16 protein-coding genes and 1 pseudogene are annotated in these 20,056 nt (G+C 63.3%); 10 read left to right on the top strand and 7 right to left on the bottom strand.

Going from position 1 to position 20,056, the window contains the following annotated elements; translation table 11 throughout:
* Positions 1-80: 80 nt before the first annotated feature.
* Complete coding sequence (locus PSH94_RS16235; RefSeq protein ID WP_305435281.1) at positions 81-1,289, bottom strand: DUF1835 domain-containing protein; 1,209 nt, start codon at positions 1,287-1,289, stop codon at positions 81-83.
* 181 nt (positions 1,290-1,470) lie between these two features.
* Positions 1,471-2,547, bottom strand: a complete 1,077-nt coding sequence (locus PSH94_RS16230) for an aldo/keto reductase (RefSeq protein WP_305435279.1) — start codon at positions 2,545-2,547, stop codon at positions 1,471-1,473.
* Positions 2,548-2,806: 259 nt separating this feature from the next.
* On the opposite strand from PSH94_RS16230, the gene PSH94_RS16225 reads away from it, so the two are divergent.
* The 4 genes from PSH94_RS16225 (at position 2,807) to PSH94_RS16210 (ending at position 6,240) form a co-directional block, all read left to right on the top strand.
* Positions 2,807-3,439, top strand: a complete 633-nt coding sequence (locus tag PSH94_RS16225) for a glutathione S-transferase family protein (RefSeq protein ID WP_285429043.1) — start codon at positions 2,807-2,809, stop codon at positions 3,437-3,439.
* 9 nt (positions 3,440-3,448) lie between these two features.
* Positions 3,449-4,369, top strand: coding sequence for a LysR family transcriptional regulator (locus PSH94_RS16220; RefSeq protein WP_305435277.1), 921 nt, complete (start codon positions 3,449-3,451; stop codon positions 4,367-4,369).
* The gene (locus PSH94_RS16215; RefSeq protein ID WP_253508446.1) at positions 4,369-5,235 is read left to right on the top strand and encodes a LysR family transcriptional regulator; all 867 of its coding nucleotides are present in this window, start codon (positions 4,369-4,371) and stop codon (positions 5,233-5,235) included. The genes PSH94_RS16220 and PSH94_RS16215 overlap by 1 nt, the downstream gene beginning before the upstream one ends.
* Positions 5,236-5,313: 78 nt before the next feature.
* On the top strand, positions 5,314-6,240 hold the full coding sequence (locus PSH94_RS16210; RefSeq protein WP_305435276.1) for a pyridoxamine 5'-phosphate oxidase family protein: 927 nt from the start codon (positions 5,314-5,316) through the stop codon (positions 6,238-6,240).
* Between the two features lie 29 nt (positions 6,241-6,269).
* On the opposite strand, the gene PSH94_RS16205 is transcribed toward PSH94_RS16210, so the two are convergent.
* The 4 genes from PSH94_RS16205 to PSH94_RS16190 form a co-directional block, all read right to left on the bottom strand.
* Positions 6,270-7,100: a helix-turn-helix transcriptional regulator gene (locus tag PSH94_RS16205; protein ID WP_305435275.1), complete on the bottom strand. Its 831-nt coding sequence runs from the start codon at positions 7,098-7,100 to the stop codon at positions 6,270-6,272.
* 390 nt (positions 7,101-7,490) lie between these two features.
* Complete coding sequence (locus PSH94_RS16200; protein WP_253508440.1) at positions 7,491-9,011, bottom strand: glycosyltransferase family 39 protein; 1,521 nt, start codon at positions 9,009-9,011, stop codon at positions 7,491-7,493.
* Complete coding sequence (arnT, locus tag PSH94_RS16195) at positions 9,011-10,666, bottom strand: lipid IV(A) 4-amino-4-deoxy-L-arabinosyltransferase (RefSeq protein ID WP_305435273.1); 1,656 nt, start codon at positions 10,664-10,666, stop codon at positions 9,011-9,013. Before arnT ends, PSH94_RS16200 begins: the two co-directional genes overlap by 1 nt.
* A gap of 165 nt (positions 10,667-10,831) precedes the next feature.
* A complete protein-coding gene (locus PSH94_RS16190) occupies positions 10,832-11,521 on the bottom strand; it encodes a histidine phosphatase family protein (RefSeq protein WP_181081302.1) in 690 nt (229 codons plus the stop codon).
* Between the two features lie 261 nt (positions 11,522-11,782).
* Here PSH94_RS16190 and PSH94_RS16185 point away from each other — a divergent pair, with 261 nt between their 5' ends.
* From PSH94_RS16185 to PSH94_RS16160, 6 genes and pseudogenes are all read left to right on the top strand, one after another.
* Complete coding sequence (locus tag PSH94_RS16185) at positions 11,783-12,451, top strand: ABC transporter ATP-binding protein (protein ID WP_305435271.1); 669 nt, start codon at positions 11,783-11,785, stop codon at positions 12,449-12,451.
* 1 nt (position 12,452) lies between these two features.
* Positions 12,453-14,915 carry an FtsX-like permease family protein gene (locus PSH94_RS16180; protein ID WP_305435270.1) on the top strand — a complete coding sequence of 821 codons (2,463 nt, stop codon included), beginning with the start codon at positions 12,453-12,455 and terminating at the stop codon, positions 14,913-14,915.
* Positions 14,905-15,969, top strand: a complete 1,065-nt coding sequence (locus PSH94_RS16175) for a lipocalin-like domain-containing protein (RefSeq protein WP_305435268.1) — start codon at positions 14,905-14,907, stop codon at positions 15,967-15,969. Before PSH94_RS16180 ends, PSH94_RS16175 begins: the two co-directional genes overlap by 11 nt.
* Before the next feature lie 137 nt (positions 15,970-16,106).
* Positions 16,107-17,101: pseudogene (locus tag PSH94_RS16170) on the top strand (hypothetical protein).
* 2 nt (positions 17,102-17,103) lie between these two features.
* Positions 17,104-17,481: a hypothetical protein gene (locus PSH94_RS16165; protein ID WP_181081813.1), complete on the top strand. Its 378-nt coding sequence runs from the start codon at positions 17,104-17,106 to the stop codon at positions 17,479-17,481.
* A gap of 116 nt (positions 17,482-17,597) precedes the next feature.
* The gene (locus PSH94_RS16160) at positions 17,598-19,040 is read left to right on the top strand and encodes a hypothetical protein (protein ID WP_266246054.1); all 1,443 of its coding nucleotides are present in this window, start codon (positions 17,598-17,600) and stop codon (positions 19,038-19,040) included.
* Positions 19,041-19,112: 72 nt separating this feature from the next.
* On the opposite strand, the gene PSH94_RS16155 is transcribed toward PSH94_RS16160, so the two are convergent.
* Complete coding sequence (locus PSH94_RS16155; protein WP_181081811.1) at positions 19,113-19,976, bottom strand: LysR family transcriptional regulator; 864 nt, start codon at positions 19,974-19,976, stop codon at positions 19,113-19,115.
* Positions 19,977-20,056: the final 80 nt, after the last annotated feature.

The raw sequence follows: 20,056 nt of genomic DNA, 5'->3' as shown, positions 1-20,056 counted from the left end.
GAAGCACGGGCGGGTTGATGAAAATCAATCCCCACGTGGTTGGGTACGCCGCGTCCCCGCACCTTTTCAGCCGCCTCGTTTTAGGACGTCCTCCACATCGGCCGCAGCGCCTGGTCAATCGCCCAATGCGGCTCGCCGGGGCGGATGCAGGTGCCGCCCACCCAGCGTGCGTGAGAGGCATGTTCGGGCCAATACGCTTGACCACTGAGCACCTGACGGCCCAGGGGCGTCAGGTCGAGTACGCGACGGGGCCATTCCAGTTGCGTTTCACTTTCCGTAAGCAAGGGTTGCTTGCCATCGATGAGCGGCCGTAACAGCGCGTGGAACATCATGTCCCCCAGAAACGGCAGCGGCTCGCGCTTGGCCATCAGCTCGGCGAATACCTGCCCGAAGGCCATGGGCCCGGTGTCGGCGAGGCAGGTCAGGGCCAGGCGCTCGGTCAGCGACAGGCCGTCCTGGGCGCCCGGCAGTTCCTGCAATTGACGCAACAGTGCCGGGGCCAGCAATGGCAGGGCGGGGTGATAGGTGTGTGCCAGTTGCGCCAGCCGGAGCGGTGACGGATTGCAATAGGCCGACCAGGCCTGCTTGGCCAGTTGCACCGCGTCGTCGTTGATCCGGCGCCGCTGTGGCCAGAGCCAGGCGAGCACATCCGGGGCCAATTGGCCAATGCCGATAAAGCGTTCGACGCCGGGAATGCAATCAACCTGGATCAATTCCAAGTGGCGTGGTGCTCGGTCCAGGCCTGCCAGGGCGCGAATCAGGAACAGTTGATCGTAGGCGTCCGCTTCGCACCACAGTACGCTCGGTGCATCGTCGGCCAGGGCGTGCAGGTGCTGGTATTCGTTGTCGACCCGCTGCGCCACGGTGGTCAGGTCCATGGCAAAGGTCTGGCTGATGAAGGCGCTGCGCAGGGCACGAAATTCCTCGGCGGGCAGGTCGCGTACCGGGCCCATGCACAGCGGATCGGTGAGCATACGGAACTGGCCCTGGAACCCGGCCAGTTGCAAGGTATGGGCGATGTCACTGCCGCAGCGCCAATGGGTGGTGCGGGCTTCGTCGCTGGCTTGGAAGTTGGGATGGCGCGCGGCGAAGTCGAGGGCGTCGACATGGGCCTTGAGTTTGGGCCAACTGCTGAAACCCAATTGTTTGGCGATTTGCCATTGGGCCTGGGACAAGGTTGCGTGAGCGTCGTGGGCTTTCAGGCGTGTCAGCAGTTCCTTGGCGCGCTTGCGCTGCTGCTCAAGGTTGAGGCGGCCATCGGTGGTGGAGGTAATGGGACGTTGCGACATACGAGCTCCTTGCGCTTACCTTTTCCGCTGTCAGGTGGGGAGTCGTAGAAATCGAGTGGGTGATGCGATGTCCTGGGCGCAGCCCTTTCCGCGGAAGGTGGCGTGGATCGCGCCAGGCCGCAAATATAGGCAGTGTGCCTGGCGATTGCAAGGCGGCCCTGGCGCGCAGGGCCGCTCTGGCTTACTTGTCCTGGCGCGCGTCCAGGGTCTTCTGGTGCTCGGCCAGGAACGGTTGCTCTGCCGGGTCGAAGCGGTCGATCCCGGCGGTGAAACGGTGCCAGTACGGGTACAACGGCTGGCGCCGCGTGGCGGCTTCGATGCGGGAGGATTGTTCCTCGCTGAGTTTCAACTCGGTGGCCGCCAGGTTGTCGCGCAGGTGTTCCTCGGTGCGCGCGCCGACGATCAACGAGGTGATGCCCGGACGATCCTTGAGCCACGCCAGGCACGTACGCGCCACTGAAACGCCGTGCTCATCGCCCACGGCGGCGAGGGTTTCGATGATGTCCAGGGCGCGTTCCTGATCGTGCACATAGGGTTCCGGCCAATCGCTGCCCTGGCGGGTGTTGGCCGGCGGCTTGTGCCCACGGCGGGTCGAACCGGTCAGCAGGCCTTCGCCCATCGGTCCCCATACCAGGGTGCCTACGTGCTGATCGAGGGCCAGCGGCAGCAACTCATATTCGGCCTCGCGGGATTCCGGGGTGTAGTAGATCTGTTGCGTGATGGGTTTGAGCATGCCGTGCAACTCGGCTTTGCCCAGGGTTTTCATCATCTGCCAGGCCGTGAAGTTGCTGGTGCCGAAGTAGCGGATCTTGCCCGAGCCGACCAACAGCCGCAGGGCTTCGAGGGTCTCCTCGATGGGCGTCATGCCGTCCCAGTTATGCAATTGATACAGGTCGATATGGTCGGTGCCGAGGCGCTTCAGGCTGGCCTCGCACGCGCGAATCAGGTGGTAGCGCGAGGAACCGGAGTTGTTCGGGTTGTTGTCCACCGGGCTGCGTCCCTTGGTGGCCAACAGGATGTCGTGACGCTTGTCGCCCAGGGCTTTGCCCACGACTTCTTCGGCCAGGCCGTGGGAGTAGAGGTCGGCGGTGTCGACCATGTTCACCCCGGCGTCGAATGCGATGTCGAACATACGCCTGGCCTGGGGCACGTCGACGGCGCCACATTTTTCAAACTCGGCGCGCCCGCCGAACGGCACGGTGCCCAGGATGATTTCGGACACCAGCAGACCCGAATGGCCCAGTTGTCGGTATTGCATGTCGCCTCCTGCAAAAACGTTGAACGTGAAGTTCTGAGCCATGGGGGCCGCGATAGTTTGAATTTTTTACCTGAAATCGCGGTGCCGCCCCTGTGGCGGTGGGGCAGCCAACGCCCTTCAACTGATTGACACCCTCACCGACATAGGTGTGTGATTGTTTCGCAGGGTGAAATGCTCGATTGTGAATCGTGGTGATTCCTCCGGCGGCGGCAGCGCTGGAAGATGGTCAGCGTTGCCCACACCACTTTTGGAGCCTGTCATGTCTCAATCTGCGATCAAACTCTATGGTTTCCCGTTGTCCGGTCATTCCCATCGCGTGGAGTTGATGCTGTCGTTGTTGGGGCTGCCCAGTGAATTCATTCTGGTGGACCTCAAGCAAGGCGCTCATAAAACCGAGGAGTTCCTTGCCAATATCAACAGTTTCGGCCAGGTGCCGGCGATCGATGATGGCGGCACCGTGCTTGCCGACTCCAATGCAATTCTGGTGTACCTGGCAAGCCAATACGGCAACGGCCAATGGCTGCCGAGCGACCCGGTCGGCCAGGCGCGGGTTCAGCGCTGGCTGTCGGCCGCCGCCGGACCGCTGCACGCCGGACCTGCCACCGCGCGCTTGGCGGTGGTGTTTGGCGCCGATGTGGATGCGCCGTTGGCCATCAGCCGTGCCCACGCCTTGCTGCACCTGCTGGAGCAGCAACTAAGCCAGACGCCGTTTTTGGTCGGTGAGCAACCGAGCATCGCCGACGTCGCTTTTTACAGCTACGTGGCCCACGCGCCGGAAGGCAATGTGTCGCTGGCCGACTACCCTCAGGTACGCACCTGGCTCGGGCGCATTGAAGCCCTGCCGGGTTTTGTGGGCATGCCCCGCACGGCCGCCGGGCTGCAATCCAGTTAAGGAGCACCGATGGACCGATTTCACGAGATGCAGGTGTTTCTGGCGGTCGCCGAGGAGCAGGGCTTTGCCGCTGCGGCGCGGCGTTTGAACACGTCGCCGCCGAGCGTGACCCGCGCCATCGCCGCCATGGAGCAACGCCTCGGCACGCAGTTGCTGGCGCGTACCACCCGCAGCCTGCACCTGACTGAAGCCGGCCAGCGTTATCTGGAAGATTGCCGGCGCATCCTCGCCGAGCTGGACGAGGCCGAGGAAGCGGCGGCGGGCAGTTATGCCAACCCCTGGGGCCACCTCACGCTGACCGCCCCGGTGCTGTTCGGCGAGCTGTATGTGGCACCGCTGCTGGGTGAATATCTCGACCGCTTCCCCCAAGTGACGATCAACGCGCTGCTGGTCGACCGTGTGGTGAACATGGCCGATGAAGGCGTCGATGTGGCCGTGCGTATCGGCCACCTGCATGAGCCGGGGCAGCAGGCGATCAAGGTTGGCGAGGTGCGCCGCGTGGTATGCGCCGCGCCGGGGTATCTGGATCAGCATGGCCGGCCCGACCATCCCGCGCAGTTGCGCGAGGCGACGATCGCCACCTCATCCGCCAGCCAGGTGGTCAGTGAATGGCAATTCGTCGACAACGGCCGGCCGCTGGCGGTGTCGATCACGCCGCGGCTGGTGGTTTCGGCGAATAACGCGGCGATCAACCTGGCGCGCCTGGGCTGGGGGATGACGCGAGTGTTGTCCTACCAGGTCGCGGCGGCGGTGGCGGCCGGCGAACTGGAGATTGTCCTCGAGGCCTTCGAGCCGCCGCCACTGCCGATCCAAGTGGTGTTCCACAACCGTAGGCGCGTGCCCGCCAGGATCAACAGTTTTGTCGACTTTCTCAGCCAGCGCCTGAGCCAGGATGCTGCGTTGAACCCGCCCCACGGGCGTCGTCATTGATGGAGCGCTATCGCGATATGCAACTGTTCGTCGCGCTGGCCGGGCAACCGAGCCTGGCATCGGCGGCGCGCGCCCTTGGGGTCTCCGGCCCGACGCTGGTGCGCGCGATGGCCCGCCTGGAGGCGCGCCTGGGTGTCGCCCTGTTGCTACGCAGTACGCAGGGCGTCCGCCTGACCAACGCCGGTGACGCCTACCTGGCCGACTGTGTGCGGCTGCTGGCCGCCGTCGACGCCGCCGAAGCATCGGCCAAGGGCTTGCAGATACAAGTCCAGGGCACCCTGCGGGTGTGCATGCCGCTGTTGTTCAGTCGTTATGCGATGGCGCCGGTGTTGGCCGGCTATTTGGTGCGCTACCCCGATGTGCGTCTGCTGGCGCGGTATCAGGACGCCCACCCTAACCTGCATGAAGAGGGCGTGGATGTGGCGATCCTGGTGGGCGAGCTGCCCAACTCGTCGCTGATCGCGCGGCCGCTCGGGCAGGTGCGGCCTATCCTCTGCGCCAGCCCCGATTACCTGGCGGTCCATGGCGAACCCCGGCACCCGGATGAACTCAAGCAGCATCGCCTGATCGCCAGTGCGGACCCGCAGGACCCCTTCAGGGCGCGCGCACGCCTGACGTGCTCCACGGTGCAAGGCGCGATCAACGCCGCCGTGCAGGGCGCGGGGCTGCTGCAGTGCCTCAGTTACCCGGTGCATGAGCATGTGCTCAGCGGGGCCCTGCGCCAGGTGCTGCGGGACTTCGAAGGGCCACCGCTGCCGGTGCAGGTGGTGTACCGCGAGGGCCGGCATGCGCCGATGCGCGTGCGCAGTTTTGTCGAGCACTGTGTGAGCGCGTTGCGCGGGCATCCGGCATTTCAGTTGGCGTAACAGTGGATTGCCGCAGGTGGTGATTCCCTCGTTGCGTGTCCGGGCGCAGCATTCACCTATTCCTGCTGGAGGTGACCCATGAACACTCTCGAACAATCCCCTTGGCACGCCGGCGAACGGCAGATGCAGCAGAGCGCCGGCGTCGCCGAGCGCATGGCGGTGATCGGGCCCAAGGTCATTCGCGACCACTTGCCCGAGCAGCATCGGGATTTCTACCCGCTGCTGCCATACCTCGTGCTCGGCGTGGTCGATGGGCAAGGCACGCCTTGGGCAACGCTCGTGGAGGGTGCGCCAGGCTTCGTACACTCGCCCGACCCGCAGCGCCTGCAGATCGACAGCCTGCCGTCGGCCACCGACCCTGCCCGCGCGGGGTTGCACCAGGGTGCCTCGGTCGGCGTGCTCGGCATCGACCTCAATACCCGTCGCCGCAACCGCATGAACGGGCGCCTCGACGCCCTTGACCCTGACGGATTTTCGGTCGATGTGGTGCACACCTTCGGCAATTGCCCCAAGTACATCCAACTGCGCCCTGTCGAAGGCGTCGCGCGCAAACCCGGCAACGCGGTTGAGCGCAGCGATCACCTGGACGCCGCCGCGCAGCACCTGATTCGCAGCGCCGACACCTTCTTCGTCGCCACCTACGTGGACACCGACGGCGAGCGCGCGGTGGACGTTTCCCACCGGGGCGGCAACACCGGTTTCGTGCGCGTCGAGGGCAACGTGCTGACCATTCCCGATTACGCCGGCAACCTGTTCTTCAACACCCTGGGCAACCTGGCGGCCAACCCGCTGGCAGGACTGTTGTTTATCGATTTCGACACCGGGGATGTGCTGCAGCTTGCCGGACGCACCGCGCTGATCCTCGACGGCCCGCAGGTGGCGCTGTTTGAGGGAGCCCAGCGCGTGTGGACGGTGACGGTGGAACACGTCGCACGTCGCCCTGCCGCGCTGGCATTACGCTGGCGGTTTGCGGAGTTTTCGCCGTTCAGTCTGGCGATGGGATGACCGCTCTTGCGGCAAGCCCGCGCCACGCCTTACCCCGTACCGTATCCAGACTCACCGGTGCCGATCATCCACTTGGCCAGACCATGCCGGCCACTCACGCCCAGTTTGGCGGCGGCGCGTTTGAGGTAGGTTTCGATCGAGCTGTTTTTCACGCTGAGTTTTTCCGCCAGCTGCGGCACGGTGCCGCCCGTTAACAAACCCAGGCATACCTCTTGCTCGCGCGCCGACAGACTGATGTCGTCCAGGGACAGGCGCTGGTAGAACGCCTGCTGCAGGTGCGAGGGTTGCGATAGCGCGAGGCCCGGTTCGGGCGGGGGGCACGGTGCCTGGCGCAGCAGGTGGGCGTGGTGTTCGAGCAACGGCAGCAAGGTCTCGGACAGGCGCTTGAGAAACGACAACTGGCTCAAGGAAAACCCACGTTCGGTGCACGGGCGGGAGAACGATATCACCCAGCGCCTGTCGCCCTGGCGTGACACCAGGTGGCACTGGTGCAGGTTGTCCCAGGGTTGCGGGCTGTTGAGCCTGGCGTTCATTTGAATCAGCAGCGGGTCCTGCATGTCGAGCATGGCTCGCCACAGCGGGTGGTCTGGGCCCGAAGGCAAGCGTAAGGGGCGTGCGGGATGCTGGCCGGCGCTGCCCAGCCGCTTGATATCGATGACGCGTTCGTGCGGTTCATCCAGGGTGCATTCACTGAGATCGACGCAGTGGATCGGCACCCATTTGTTCACCAGATGCAGCAGGTGCTCGGCGAACCGGGCGTGCCCGCTATGGGCAATGACCTCGCCCAGTTCTGCGTAAAACGGCGTGTTCTCAGGTGGGCTGGTCGGGGGCGCGGCCCGCTGTGTGTCGAGATCGGGCACCGTTAATGGCCACCCTGAGGCCTTGCCGCCGCTCTGCGCTGTAGAGAGCGAGGTAGACGTTGGAGATTTGGTTGACCCATAAAAACCTGATCCTACGTATCCAGCTGAAAGGAGGTACACAACGTGCCATAAAAACCACGTCATTAATTGGACGTTTCTGACGGTCCTTTCCGGACAGGAATCAGCGGACGAGTCTGGATGTATTGATTAACTGTTTGAAAATAATAGATAAAATGTTCAGATCACTGCGCACGTTGTGCACGTGGTGCGATTTATCGAGTAGGCAATTTCCTACAGGAATTTAATCGTTTCAGCCGTCAGGCTTCATGGATACCCGATCCATCCGTTTGGATGTTGCGGCCGGGAGGGGGAGGGCGCGAGCTGCTCAACTCAGGGCAAACGAGGAATGAACGCCCGGCTGCCGTCCTGGCGTACATGAAACAGCCGTTCGCCATTGTCCGGTTGTGTGGTGACCACCTGATGGTCCACGGCGAGGTAAGCCAAGGGCGTCGGGTCGTCCTTGGAGAAGGCGGTGACAATAATCGTGCGCTGCGGGTCGAAGTGCCGGCCGCTGGTGGTATCCAGCCAGGCCATGAACGCGGCGCTGTCACCCAGGCGCGGGAAGTCCTGGGCTTGGCTCACGTAGTAAAACGGTCTGCCAGGGTTTTGCAGGTACAGGGGCGCCTTGTTGTCGGCTTCCACCAGGACCATCTGCCATTGATCCCACGGCGCGGTTCTCACCGCCTCGGTCCGTACATCCTCGGCAAAGCGCGTAACGCCGCCACGGCCGTTGCTCCAGGGATAGGCCACACCGAGCACACCGAGCATGACCACGGCGGCGATGGCGAAACCCTTCTGCCAGCGAGGACCGCTGGCGGGCCGGGTCGCCAGCCGTTCGCTCAGCCACCAGGCGGCCAGCAACTGGGCGAACGGCACCAGCGGCAGTACGTAGTAACTGCGTCGGCTGCCGCTGGCGGTAAAGAACACAAACAGCAGGCCCAAGGCCCACACCAACCAGCGCACGTTGGGCGGGGTCCGGCGCCAGTGCCGCAGCGCCAGCCACAGGCCGAGCAGCCAGCACGGTGCCCAGGGCAGGGTGTAGGCAGGGAGGTAGATCAGGTAGGTGTAGATCGGCTCCATATGGTCGAACGGGGCGAAAAAGCGCACCACGTTTTCCCGGAACACCAGCGCCAGGCCGCTCTCGCCGTAAGTCGGTGCGCCGTAGAGGCGGGATAGCACGAACGGCACGGCGTACACCACGGCGCCGAGCAGCAGAGCCAGGAACAGGCGCGGGTTGAGGTGGCGCTTGTAACGCTGTTCGCGGAGCAGATGCGGCAGCAAAACCAGGCCCGGCAGCACCACGCCGATCAGGCCTTTGAACAGCGAAGTTGCCGCCAGCAGCAGGCAGAACACCGTGTAACGCCCAAACCGCGTGTCCTCCGGCCCGCGCCAGTACCACCACACTGCGGCCAGTACGCCGCACAGGGTCAGCACATCGGCGGTGGCTACGCGGGCCCAGAACAGAAAGTAAAACGTGGTGGCAAGCATCCACCCGGCGATCAGGCCGGTGCCTTTACGGAACAGGCGCTCGCCGAGCAGGTAGATCAGCCACACGCTCAGCCATGCGGCGATGACCGATGGCAGGCGCAGCGACCACGGGCCCAGGCCGCCCATCAGATGCGCCATGCCGGTGATCAGCCAATACGAAGGCAGGGGTTTGTCGTAGTAGGGCGCACCCTTGAGGTAGGGGTCGAAGTAATCGCCGCTCTGCAGCATCTGCAGCGCAATGTTGGCCCAGCGGGTTTCCGGGCCCCAGAGGTCACGCGCGCCGAGCCCGCATAGCAGCAACAGGGCCGAAACGCAGAGCAATAGGCACAGGGCGCCGCGGTCGGTCCTGAAAAAGCGCGGCATCAGGGCACCTGCGGATACAGGGTCAGTTCCAGATAGCCCTTGTTATAGCGCTTACCCCCAGGCGGCAGCTGGCCCGCCTCGGCCATTTCGCTGGTGCTGCCGACCCGCAGCAGTACGCCGACCGGGCCGTGGCGGCGCGCCTGTGTGAGCCAGTCCTGAACCTGCGCCAGGTTCACTTTTCGTTGCGTTGCATCGGGGTATTGCAGGCCATAGCGCAGTTCACCCTCGGTGTTGTACAGCGTCACTTGCGTGCGTTGCAGGCGCCAGGCCAGGGCGCTGGCGCTCTCCAGTTGGTTGCTCAGCAGGGCGTTGGTTTGCTGCAGTTCGTCCAGGTGTTCCAGCACGAACTGATCGGGCATTTCGTTATCGGTGATCAGCGCCGGCATACCGGCCGGCAGCAGCACCACCAGCAGGCCGATGCCCAGGGTCGGCATGGCCCACAGGGCGAGCGGGCGGAAGGCCTGCAGCAGGTTGGTCAGAATCCACCCCAGCAGCACGATGAAGGTCAGCGACAGGCTGAACATCTCGGCATGACTGTTGCCATAAAGCGGTCGCGCAATTTGCAGGTAGATCAGACCAATCATTGCGGCCATGCCGATGACGAAGTTGAGCAGGCCGTTGAGGCCGATCGCGCGACCTTTGCCTTGGTTCACCAGATCGACCAGCGTGTGGCCCATGAGCAAAGCCAGGGGCAACAGGCAGGGCATGATATAGGTCGGCAGCTTGCCGTTGCTCAGGCTGAATAAGCCCAGCGGCAACAGCAGCCATAGAGCCAGGAAGCGCACCGGTGCCTGGGTTCTTGCCTGCCAGGCCTTACGCAGGGTATTGGGCAGCAGCCCGGCCCAAGGCAGGCACGCTACCACCATGATGGGCAGGAAGAACCACCACGGGCGTACGTGCTGCGCGTCGTCGGCGCTGAACCGGCGGATATGCTCGTTCCAGAAAAAGAAGCGCCAGAAGTCCGGTTCCTGCCGATGAATCGCCCACACCCACGGCAAGCACACCAGCACGGCCACCAGCACCGCCAGCGGCCCATAGCGCAGCAATTCCCCCAGCCGCCGTTGCCAGAGCATGTAGGGGACGGCGATCAGTACCGGCAACGCCCAGGCCAGAAACCCTTTAGTCATGAAACCCATGGCGCAGGCGAACCCCACAGTGGCCCAGGCGCTCATCCGGCGAGACAGGGTTTGACTGTCCAGCGCAAACCACAGCGCGACCAGGCTGAGGTTGACCCACAGGGTGAAGAGCGGATCAAGATTGGCATACCCGGCCTGGCCGGCCACCAGGCCAAAGCTCAGGTAGAGCAGGGCGCAGGCGAAGCTTTTGCGAGGGTCGTTCCACAAGCGGCGGGCGATCAGGTAGCCCAGCAGCACACTCAAGCCGCTGGCGAGCGCCGATGCAATGCGCACACCGAACAGGTTCTGGCCGAACAACGCCTGGCCCAGGGCGATCAGCCAATAGCCGCCGGCAGGTTTTTCGAAATAGCGGATGCCCATGAAATGCGGTGCGATCCAGTTGCCGCTGAGCAGCATTTCCTGGCTGACTTGGGCGTAACGTGTTTCATCCGGCGTCCATAGACCGTGCAGGCCCAGGGGTAATAAATAAAAAGCGGCGAACGCGGCTAATAGCACATGCAGGGGGGTTATGCGGGTCATGACAATGTCGGTTTTAAGTAATGAAGTAACAGCGGCGGAATTCACGGGGCTCACTAAGCAGCGGGAAATAGTCATGACGTCCTTAAATTAAAGGCGTAATTGAACATGCCAGAACTGGGCTGTCTTTTTGCTGAACATAAACTGCAGTAATGAGTTGCCTGCCACTTAAAGTTGCTTGAGTGCCATCGGCCAGTCGGGGTTATTCACGATGCCCAGAGGCTTGAATTGACCATTGGGCAGAACTTGCACGAACAGCGCGCTGCCATATTCAGGGAACTTGGCATGGGGGTAGCCCAGGCGGGCTTCGAAGTCGGCGATGCAGCCGCTGTGAGTGACGAATACCAGGTTGCGTCCGGACTGTTTGTGGCTGAGCAATTCCTCACCCATCGCCGTGCCGCAGACGGCTTGCTGGCTGGCGGTGACCTCGGTCTGGCCGAACATGAAACGGGACGTCTGGGCCGTGCGAATGGCCGGGCTGGCGAGCACGTCGCTGCCTTCCATGCCCAATGATTTAAAGGCTTTGCCGAGCTGTTCGGCGCGTTGGCTGCCTGCGATCGTCAGGCCTTCGACAGGGCCCAGGCATGGGTTGCTCGAGCGGTCGCAGCGCTCTTCGTGGCGTACCAGCACAATCAGGTCGCCGTCGCGCCAGAGCGGCAATACCGATGAACTCAGCAAGCGATTACCGACGCCCAGGTCCCGTGGCGACAATGGCCAGAACATGAAGGCGGCCACAAGTAAGGCAACGACGACGATGCCCAGCCAGAGGGCTGACAAACGCTTGATGAAGTGTCTGCGCGTGCGCGGTTCGGTCAGGATAAGGTCAACCACTTCATTCACCTTGGGCGCTGTCGGCAGCGTTTTATTTGATCAGGTGCTACGGGTCGGCGAATGCCTGCCGGGGAGCCAGAAGCTGTCACAGGGCGGCTGTCTTTTCGCTGAACATGCGGCGGTTAAAAGTTGCCAGACGTGGCAACTAATAAGTGGCCGACGGGTGACGCTTGGCCGGCACTTTAAAGAGCCGTGAGTGGGCGAGCGGTGAAATCCATGTGAAAAATTTGCGTGGTCTCGACCTGCAGCCGTTATTCTCGATTGCCCAGCCATTACACGAGCGTTTCCATGTTGCAGGTGCAAGGCGTGTTTAAAAGCTATGCCACTCCCCAAGGCCCGTTGCCGGTGCTGGCGGGCGTCGATCTGCAGTTGGCCGCGCGCGGCAGCCTGGCGTTGATGGGCGAATCGGGCAGCGGCAAGAGCACGCTGCTGCACCTGGTGGCCGGGTTGGATCGGATCGATGCCGGGCGTATCCAGGTCGGCGAACAGCGCCTGGACCGGATGAGCGAGGCACAACTGGCGCATTGGCGGCGCACCGACATCGGTCTGGTGTTCCAGCAATTCAACTTGATCGGCAGTTTGCGCGTTGCCGACAACCTGGCGTTCCAGGCACGGCTGGCGGGGCGTTTCGATGCGCGGTGGCAGGCGCAATTGGTCGAGCGACTGGGCCTGGGCGACCTGCTGGCGCGCTACCCGGAGCAACTTTCCGGCGGCCAGCAGCAGCGCGTGGCGGTGGGCCGCGCGCTGGCCTCGCGTCCGGGCCTGTTGCTGGCCGATGAACCCACCGGCAACCTCGACGAAGCCACCAGCGACGAGGTGCTGCAATTGCTGCTCGACCTGCTGCGCGACAGCCCCACCAGCCTGTTGATGGTCACCCACAGCCCACGGCTAGCCGCGCGGCTGGATCGCCAGGTGCTGTTGCATCGCGGGCAGGTCGTGCCGGCGGGTGCCGCCTGACATGTCGGTCTTCTATTGGACGTTGCGCGCGTTGCTCAGCCATTGGCGGCGTCACCCGGTGCAATTTTTCAGCGTGCTGACCGGTCTATGGCTGGCCACTGCGCTGCTGACCGGTGTGCAGGCCCTTAACAGCCAGGCGCGCGACAGCTACGCCCGCGCCAGCCAGTTGATCGGAGGCGAACCCCAGGCCAGCCTCTCAACGCCCGATGGGGCCAGTTTTGCGCAGACGCTGTTCGCCCAATTGCGCCGTGCCGGCTGGCCGGTGTCGCCGGTGGTGCAGGGGCGTGTTCAGCTTCAGGGGCATGAGGACCAGCGCTTGCAGTTGATGGGCATCGAGCCGTTGTCGTTGCCGGGCAGTGGCGCGGTGGCGGGGCAGCGGATGAGCCAGGCGCAGATCCTCGCGTTCTTTGCGCCGCCGGGGCTTACCTTTATCGCGCCGCAGACCCTGCGGGGCCTGGGGCTGCATGAGGGCGAGCAACCGTTGACGGTGACGGGGCAGCGCCTGCCGCCGTTGCAGGCCCAGGCGGACATGGCACCCGGGCTGTTACTCACCGACATCGGCTTCGCGCAAACGCTATTGGCGATGCCCGAACGGTTGTCGCGCCTGCTGGTGGACAAGGCCTTCGCTGCGAGCCACCCGACACCGCCCGCCGAGCTGCAACTCAAGCAAGGCGAGGACAACAACCTTGCGCGGCTGACTGAAAGTTTCCACCTGAACCTCGACGCGCTGGGTTTTTTATCCTTCGTGGTGGGGCTGTTTATCGTGCACGCCGCCATCGGCCTGGCTCTGGAACAGCGGCGCGGTCTGCTGCGTACGTTGCGCGCGTGTGGGGTCAGCGCGCGTTGCCTGATCCTTGGCCTGGGCGTGGAGTTGGGGGTGTTGTCGTTGCTGGGCGGCGTGCTCGGCGTGGCCAGCGGTTACTTGCTGGCCAGCCTGTTGCTGCCGGACGTGGCCGCGAGCCTGCGCGGTCTGTATGGCGCCGAGGTGCCGGGGCAACTGAGCCTGAGCCCAGGCTGGTGGCTGGCCGGCTTGGGCTTGAGCCTGTTCGGTGCCTTGCTCGCCGGCGCCAACAGTCTGTGGCGCGCGGCGCGCCTGCCGTTGCTGGCGCTGGCCAATGCCCAGGCCTGGCACGAGGCGCATGGGCGCTGGCTGCGGCGTCAAGGCTATGTGGCCGCCGCCGCGCTGCTGGTGGCGCTGTTGGCGCTGTGGCGGGGTGATAGCCTGGCCGCCGGGTTCGTACTGATGGCCGCGTTGCTGCTGGGCGCAGCCCTGGGCTTGCCGGTGCTGCTCAACGGCTTGCTCAAGGCGGTGCTGGGCCGCAGTCGCTCGGTCCTTGGCCAATGGTTTCTTGCCGATTGTCGCCAGCAATTGCCGGCCCTGAGCCTGGCGCTGATGGCGCTGCTGCTGGCGCTGGCCGCCAATATCGGTGCCGGTTCCATGACCTCGGGTTTTCGCCTCACATTCAACCATTGGCTGGAACAACGCCTGACTGCCGAGCTGTACCTCAACCCCCAGACCCCGGCCCAGGCCGAGCAACTGGGCACCTGGCTGGCGCAGCAACCGCTGGTGCGCGCGGTGTTGCCCACCTGGCAGGTGGCGGTGCAGCTTGAGGGTTGGCCGGCGGACCTGGCGGGTGTGGTCGACGACGCGACCTATCGTCAGCACTGGCCATTGCTGGAAGCGGCCCCTGCGCCGTGGGATCAATTGCGCGACAGTGACAGCGTGATGCTCAGTGAACAGTTGGCGCGGCGCCTGGCCCTCAGCGTGGGCGACACGCTGGACCTGCCGACACCGCAAGGGCGTTGGGCGCTCAAGGTGGTGGGCATCTACGCCGACTACGGCAACCCCAAAGGCCATCTGTTGATCAATGCCACGCATTTGCTGAACCACTGGCCGGGCCTGTCTCCGTCGCGGTTCAACCTGCGGGTCGCACCGTCCGATGCGCCGCTGCTGATCCGTGATGTGCAGCGTGTGTTTGCCCTGGAGGACAGCCGCATCATCGATCAACAGCAACTCAAGGGCTGGTCGAGCCAGGTATTCGAACGCACCTTCGCCGCCACGGCCGCGCTCAACAGCCTCACCCTTGGCGTGGCCGGCGTGGCACTGTTCATCAGCCTGCTGACCCAAAGCCAAAGCCGCCTCGGCCAACTTGCACCGCTGTGGGCGCTGGGCGTGACGCGGCGACAATTGATGCTGCTCAACCTCGGCCAGACCTGGCTGCTGGCGGTGCTCACCTTGTGCCTGGCGCTGCCGTTGGGGCTGCTGCTGGCGTGGTGTCTGGACGCGGTGATCAATGTGCAGGCCTTCGGCTGGCGCCTGCCGTTGCAGGTATTCCCCTGGCAACTGGCGCAGTTGCTGGGCCTGGCAATGCTGGCCACGCTGCTGGCCTCGGCCTGGCCGCTGTGGCAGTTGTATCGCAGCCGCCCGACGGATTTGTTGAGGACATTCGCCCATGAAGGTTAAGTCGCTGTGCTGGGCGGTGCTGCTCGTGCTGGCGGCCTGCGACAAAGCCCCCGCGCCCGAGGAAAGCTTCGCCGGCCTTGGTAGCGACGCGGCGGACTTTGCCCAGGTAGTGCCAGGCAAGGTCTTCAGCTTTCCCGAGGACCATGGTCCCCACGCGGGCTTTCGCATCGAATGGTGGTACGTCACCGCCAACCTCAAGGATGCCCAAGGCAACGTGTTCGGCGTGCAGTGGACGTTGTTTCGCAACGCCCTCAAGGCCGGACCGACGCAACCGGGCTGGCACGACTCCACCCTGTGGCTCGGGCATGCCGCCGTCACCTCCGGCACCCGCCACTACGCCGCCGAACGCTTCGCCCGTGGCGGCGTAGGCCAGGCCGGGGCGCAAGCGGCGCCGTTCAACGCCTGGATCGATGACTGGCATTTCACCAGCCGTCCCGGCGCCACCAGCACATTGGCCGACATGCAACTCAAGGCCAACGGTGCGCAATTTGCCTACGACCTGCGTTTAACCTCCAGTCGCCCACTGGTGCTGCAGGGCGACAACGGCTACAGCCGCAAATCCGACCAGGGCCAGGCGTCGTATTACTACAGCCAGCCGTTCTTGCGCGCCGAGGGCAGCGTCAGCATCGATGGCAAGACCTATCAGGTCAGCGGCCCCGCGTGGCTCGACCGCGAATGGAGCAGCCAACCACTGAGCGCCAGCCAGAAAGGCTGGGACTGGTTCTCCCTGCACCTGGATCGCGGCGCACACCTGATGCTGTTCCGGGTGCGGCAAACCGACGGCGCGCCGTACCTGACCGGCACCTGGATCGACCGCGAAGGCCGCACCCAGACCCTGCACAACGCCGATATCCAACTGACGCCGTTGAGCACCACCGCGATTGACGGGCGCCAGATACCGACGCGCTGGTCGCTGAAGATCCCCAGCAAACAGCTGGACATCACCACCGAAGCGCTCAACCCCAACGCCTGGATGAACCTGAGTATTCCGTACTGGGAAGGCCCGGTGCGCTTTGACGGTGGGGTGGGTTACCTGGAAATGACCGGTTATTAGGGGTGTTTCTGTAGGCGCTGTTTCTTCACGAAGTAGGCAACTTCCCAAATGTTAATGACCCCACTTGCGCTTGTGTCCGGGCCCCAGGCGCTTGCTTATATTTCCACGCCATCTTCTTTGCATCCCGGATGTAGGGCATGGCGCAGAGCTATATCAACGACCGCACCACGGACTACCACAGCTTGAAATCGCGCCTGATGGGCAGCGCCCCGAGCCGACAACGCTCCGAGCATTTTGATGTGTTGAACCGGCACCTGCGCCCCGGCCTGGTCACGCCGGGGCAACTGGTGATTATTCCCGATTCCCACAGCGTGAGTTTTCGGGCGAGGAAGCCTGGTTGATGCGACATGCCCAAGAGGTGCGACGCCACCTGGATATGAACTCATCCACCGGCAAGGCCTTGATCGGCAACTACGACTTGTTGCAGAGCTTCATGGCGTCCACCTCCATTGGCATCGGCAGCGCCACATCGGCCTGGGCGCGGCACCTGAATGAGGTGGCGCAAACCTTGGAAGACATCGAACGCTTGCATCAACGCTTGAAAGACGGCGCGTTGGACCGCGATGCCTTTATCCAGCAGCGCCAGGCCCTGTTCCGCCGCCTGGACCTGCAGCTGCAAGGCGCGGCGCGGTTCGGCACGGGTTTGCAGGGCAATGAGTCGTTGAAAAAGGTGCTGGGGATATCGACCAAAAGCTATCTGCATAAGGGTGAGATCGCCGGGTATGCGCAAAGGATTCGGGAGACTGCGCAGATGTCGAAGTGGTTGGGCAAGGGGACCTACCTGGGGGTGGCGCTGGATGTGGGCGTGGCGGGGTTGGAAATCAAGGAGGCGTGTGTGGCGGGGCGGGAGACGCAGTGCAGGAGGGCGAAGTATGTGGAGACGGGGAGGTTGGTGGGGGCGGTGTCGGGGGCGGCTGTTAGGGGGAAGTACGGGGCTGCATTTGCTCGCCGTGCTTGCGATGTGGTGTTGGGGGTTTCTCTGAAAGGTAACGCCAGACTGGCCTGCGCAATTATCGGAGGTGCTGGGGCTGGGTATGTGGGAGGTAGCGAAGTTGGCGATTTCGGTGGGTTCATAGGTGGAAAGATCATGGAAATCGATGGTGTTTTTATATTCCAACCGGAAGATGCGTAGTCATGGACCTTTTTTTCGTCTACGCCACCCTGTTGATTATTTTGACGTTCGTCATCCTGGGACTGATGTTATTTGCCGAACATAGAAAGCTGGAAGAGCTGGAGAGTTATTTCAGTAAGAACACAGTGGTTCTTGAGCACAAACGTAAATGGGGACGTAACCAGAGATTCGCCAGATTTCATCGCATGGGTTTGATGATCGATATCCTCTCAATGCCAAAGCGCTATGTGAAAAAAGGACTTGTGACCGAGGCTGAGTTGGGCTGCGTTCCGTTAGCTCTCAAACGCTGGGCTGTATGGCCCTATCGCCTGTGCCACATTTGGGCTCTCGCGTTGCTCATCGGGGCTGTCTGGCGTAGATGGGGCGGCATTGAAATTTGAAATTTCCCACATTTTTTTCAAAAAATACTGTACATCCATACAGTCATGTCCTACAGTCCATCCCAGGTGACCGGATGTCACCTGACCTTCAGTTTTTAACTATGGATGGATAAAAAATGAAATCGAAAAAAGCCTTTATGCTCGGCGCGGCCATGGCGGCCTCCTGCTTTGTTTCGGCCTTTGCCCTGGCGGAGCAAACCCCTCAGAAACTCACTGCCCAGGCCGTCCGGCAGGCGGTCGACAAGGCGCTCAAGCCCGGCGGCAAGTTGGATGCGGCGAAGGTTCCGGCCTTGCTCAAGCAAAAACTCAAGGCCGCCAAGACCGGCCAGTCCAAGGCGCTGACCCAGGCGGTGAAAACCGCACCGTTCGACACCGTGGTCGGTGAACTGAAAAAACCGGCGCAGGCCGAATTGAGCGCCGCCGCCATTGCTGCGTTCGAGCCGTTGTTCCCCACGCTTGATATCAACACGCTGTACAGCGTGGACGGGGTGCAGGCCGGCAACGAGTTCGCCTATCACTTCAACCTGCCGCAGAATGCGCGTATTCAAGTGCAACTGGTCAACCAGAGCGCCGGCACCGACATGTCGCTGAGCCTGTTCCTGGATGACGGCCAGGGCAACCTGAGCCTGGTCGGGTCTTCGGATGCCGCCGGCAACGCCGATGAATACCTCAATGGCGTGCTGCCGGCGGGGGACTATTACTGGTACATGGTGGCCAATACCGCCAGCAACGGGCAGTTCAGCTTTGGCGTCGCCGTAGACAGCAACATCGATGCCTACGAACCCAACGACACGCCGCAGACCGCCTTCGTGCTGCCGGACTCGATGAACAAAGTCAGCGGCAACCTCGACAACGCCAACGATGTCGATTACTTCGACTTCAAGGCCGTGCGCGGCCAGAGCGTGAGCATGTACCTGGCCGGTGATGAAACCGGCAGTCGCAACCAGTGGATCTTCGACCGGTTTGATGGGGTCAATTGGATCACGGTACCGGCCGGTTCGTCGTCGACCTACCCCAGCGTGGCGCCGGGCACCACGGTCAAAGTGCGCGTACGGGCCAACCCCGACGTCGCGCAGGACGCGACCAAGCAGTACCAACTGAGCCTGGGCTCTACGCCACGCCTCAATACCCACGACGTGAAGGGCGACAACATCGTGCGTGTGCCGGTCTCGGAAATGCCGCTGGCCACGCAAACGGCACGTGTGCTGAACTGGAAAACGCAATGGTCCGACTCCACCGGCGCGCCGTTGCTGGGCGTCACTCCGGTGCTGCGCGTGGACAATCACTTCATCGACTTCAACTACCGCTGGGTCAATTATCCGGCCACCACCAACAGCGCAGGTGAAACGTCGGCCACGGCGAATATCGGCAGCTGCTTCGGCGATTACCACACGGTCATCAACGACAGCAGTACCGGCGTGCCGTACAAATGGGACACCACGTACAACCAAGGCGGCTGGCGCATCGAACTGGCTGAGTTCCCGGGGGTAGGCGTTGGCGGTGACAATGTGCAGTACGTCAGCCTGGGGCATATCTGCACCCAGACCATCGTGCATTGATCGTGATGCAACAGTGAAAAAGGGGGCAGCCTGCACAGGCTGCCCCCTTTTTTTGCGCCAATTTCTGAGGGTTTAAATCAGTGGATCCCAGCGCTGCGACCAATCCCCTTCGGCCTTGACCACCCCGCGCAGCAGTTCCAGCGCGCGCTGCAGCACCGACGAATCCCGCGCCCGTGCGTACACCAGGTACGTCGGAAAGCTGAACTCCGGCGCCTTGGGCACGCGTTGCATCACCCCACTGTCGAGATAGCTCTGCACCACCCGCGTGCGGAAATACCCGGCGCCGCCGTTCTCCAGGATGTACTGCAGCGCCAGCGGCCCGAGGCTGAAGCTCACGGCGGCGCGGGCACGCTCGGGCAGGGCGGCGTCATGCTGCTGGCGAAACCCCGGGCCCCAATCGATATAGACGTAGGGTTCGGGCTTGCTCGCCAACTGCACCAGGATCAGTTTTTCTTCCAGGACCTGTTCCACCTGCAAGCCCGGCCAATAGTGGGGCTGGAACACCAGCGCGGCGTCGAGCACGCCCAGCTCCAGCTGGCGCAGCAGGTACTCGCCTTCGCGGATTTCCGTGCGCAGGGCATGGCCGGGGATGTGCTCGCGCAAGGCCTTGGCCCAGCCGAGCATCAGCGGGTTGCACAGGCTCACCTCACCGCCGATATGCAGCACGTTGCGATAGCCGTCGGGCAACGGCAGGTCGCGCCGCGCGGCTTCCCAGGTTTGCAGCAATTGGTTGGCATACACCACGAAGGCCTCGCCATCGGCGGTCAGTCGCGCCCCGGCACGGTTGCGCACGAACAGCGTACAGCCCAGCTGGCTTTCAAGGTTTTTCACGCGGGCGGTGATGGCGGTCTGGGTAACGTGCAGTTTCTCGGCCGCCGCGGCCAGGCTGCCGCAGCGGGTGATTTCAAGGAAGGTGCGTGCCAGTTCAATATCCATGAAGCCCCCAGGAATGAATGGAGGACATTGTAGGGGCAGGGCATTGGAATGCGATCAGAAAATGTGCGAGGCGGTACGCC

The sequence above is a fragment of the Pseudomonas sp. FP2254 genome (genome assembly GCF_030687695.1).
Lineage (GTDB): Bacteria > Pseudomonadota > Gammaproteobacteria > Pseudomonadales > Pseudomonadaceae > Aquipseudomonas > Aquipseudomonas quebecensis.
This window is presented reverse-complemented; position numbering and strand designations above follow the sequence as displayed.

Coding starts and splice junctions, on each gene's coding strand:
- PSH94_RS16220 (WP_305435277.1), top strand. CDS start 3,449: ATGGACCGATTTCACGAGATGCAGGTGTTTCTGGCGGTCGCCGAGGAG.
- PSH94_RS16175 (WP_305435268.1), top strand. CDS start 14,905: ATGAAGGTTAAGTCGCTGTGCTGGGCGGTGCTGCTCGTGCTGGCGGCC.
- PSH94_RS16155 (WP_181081811.1), bottom strand. CDS start 19,976: ATGGATATTGAACTGGCACGCACCTTCCTTGAAATCACCCGCTGCGGC.
- PSH94_RS16200 (WP_253508440.1), bottom strand. CDS start 9,011: ATGCCGCGCTTTTTCAGGACCGACCGCGGCGCCCTGTGCCTATTGCTC.
- PSH94_RS16160 (WP_266246054.1), top strand. CDS start 17,598: ATGAAATCGAAAAAAGCCTTTATGCTCGGCGCGGCCATGGCGGCCTCC.
- PSH94_RS16235 (WP_305435281.1), bottom strand. CDS start 1,289: ATGTCGCAACGTCCCATTACCTCCACCACCGATGGCCGCCTCAACCTT.
- PSH94_RS16180 (WP_305435270.1), top strand. CDS start 12,453: ATGTCGGTCTTCTATTGGACGTTGCGCGCGTTGCTCAGCCATTGGCGG.
- arnT (WP_305435273.1), bottom strand. CDS start 10,666: ATGACCCGCATAACCCCCCTGCATGTGCTATTAGCCGCGTTCGCCGCT.
- PSH94_RS16210 (WP_305435276.1), top strand. CDS start 5,314: ATGAACACTCTCGAACAATCCCCTTGGCACGCCGGCGAACGGCAGATG.
- PSH94_RS16185 (WP_305435271.1), top strand. CDS start 11,783: ATGTTGCAGGTGCAAGGCGTGTTTAAAAGCTATGCCACTCCCCAAGGC.
- PSH94_RS16215 (WP_253508446.1), top strand. CDS start 4,369: ATGGAGCGCTATCGCGATATGCAACTGTTCGTCGCGCTGGCCGGGCAA.
- PSH94_RS16225 (WP_285429043.1), top strand. CDS start 2,807: ATGTCTCAATCTGCGATCAAACTCTATGGTTTCCCGTTGTCCGGTCAT.
- PSH94_RS16230 (WP_305435279.1), bottom strand. CDS start 2,547: ATGCAATACCGACAACTGGGCCATTCGGGTCTGCTGGTGTCCGAAATC.
- PSH94_RS16165 (WP_181081813.1), top strand. CDS start 17,104: ATGGACCTTTTTTTCGTCTACGCCACCCTGTTGATTATTTTGACGTTC.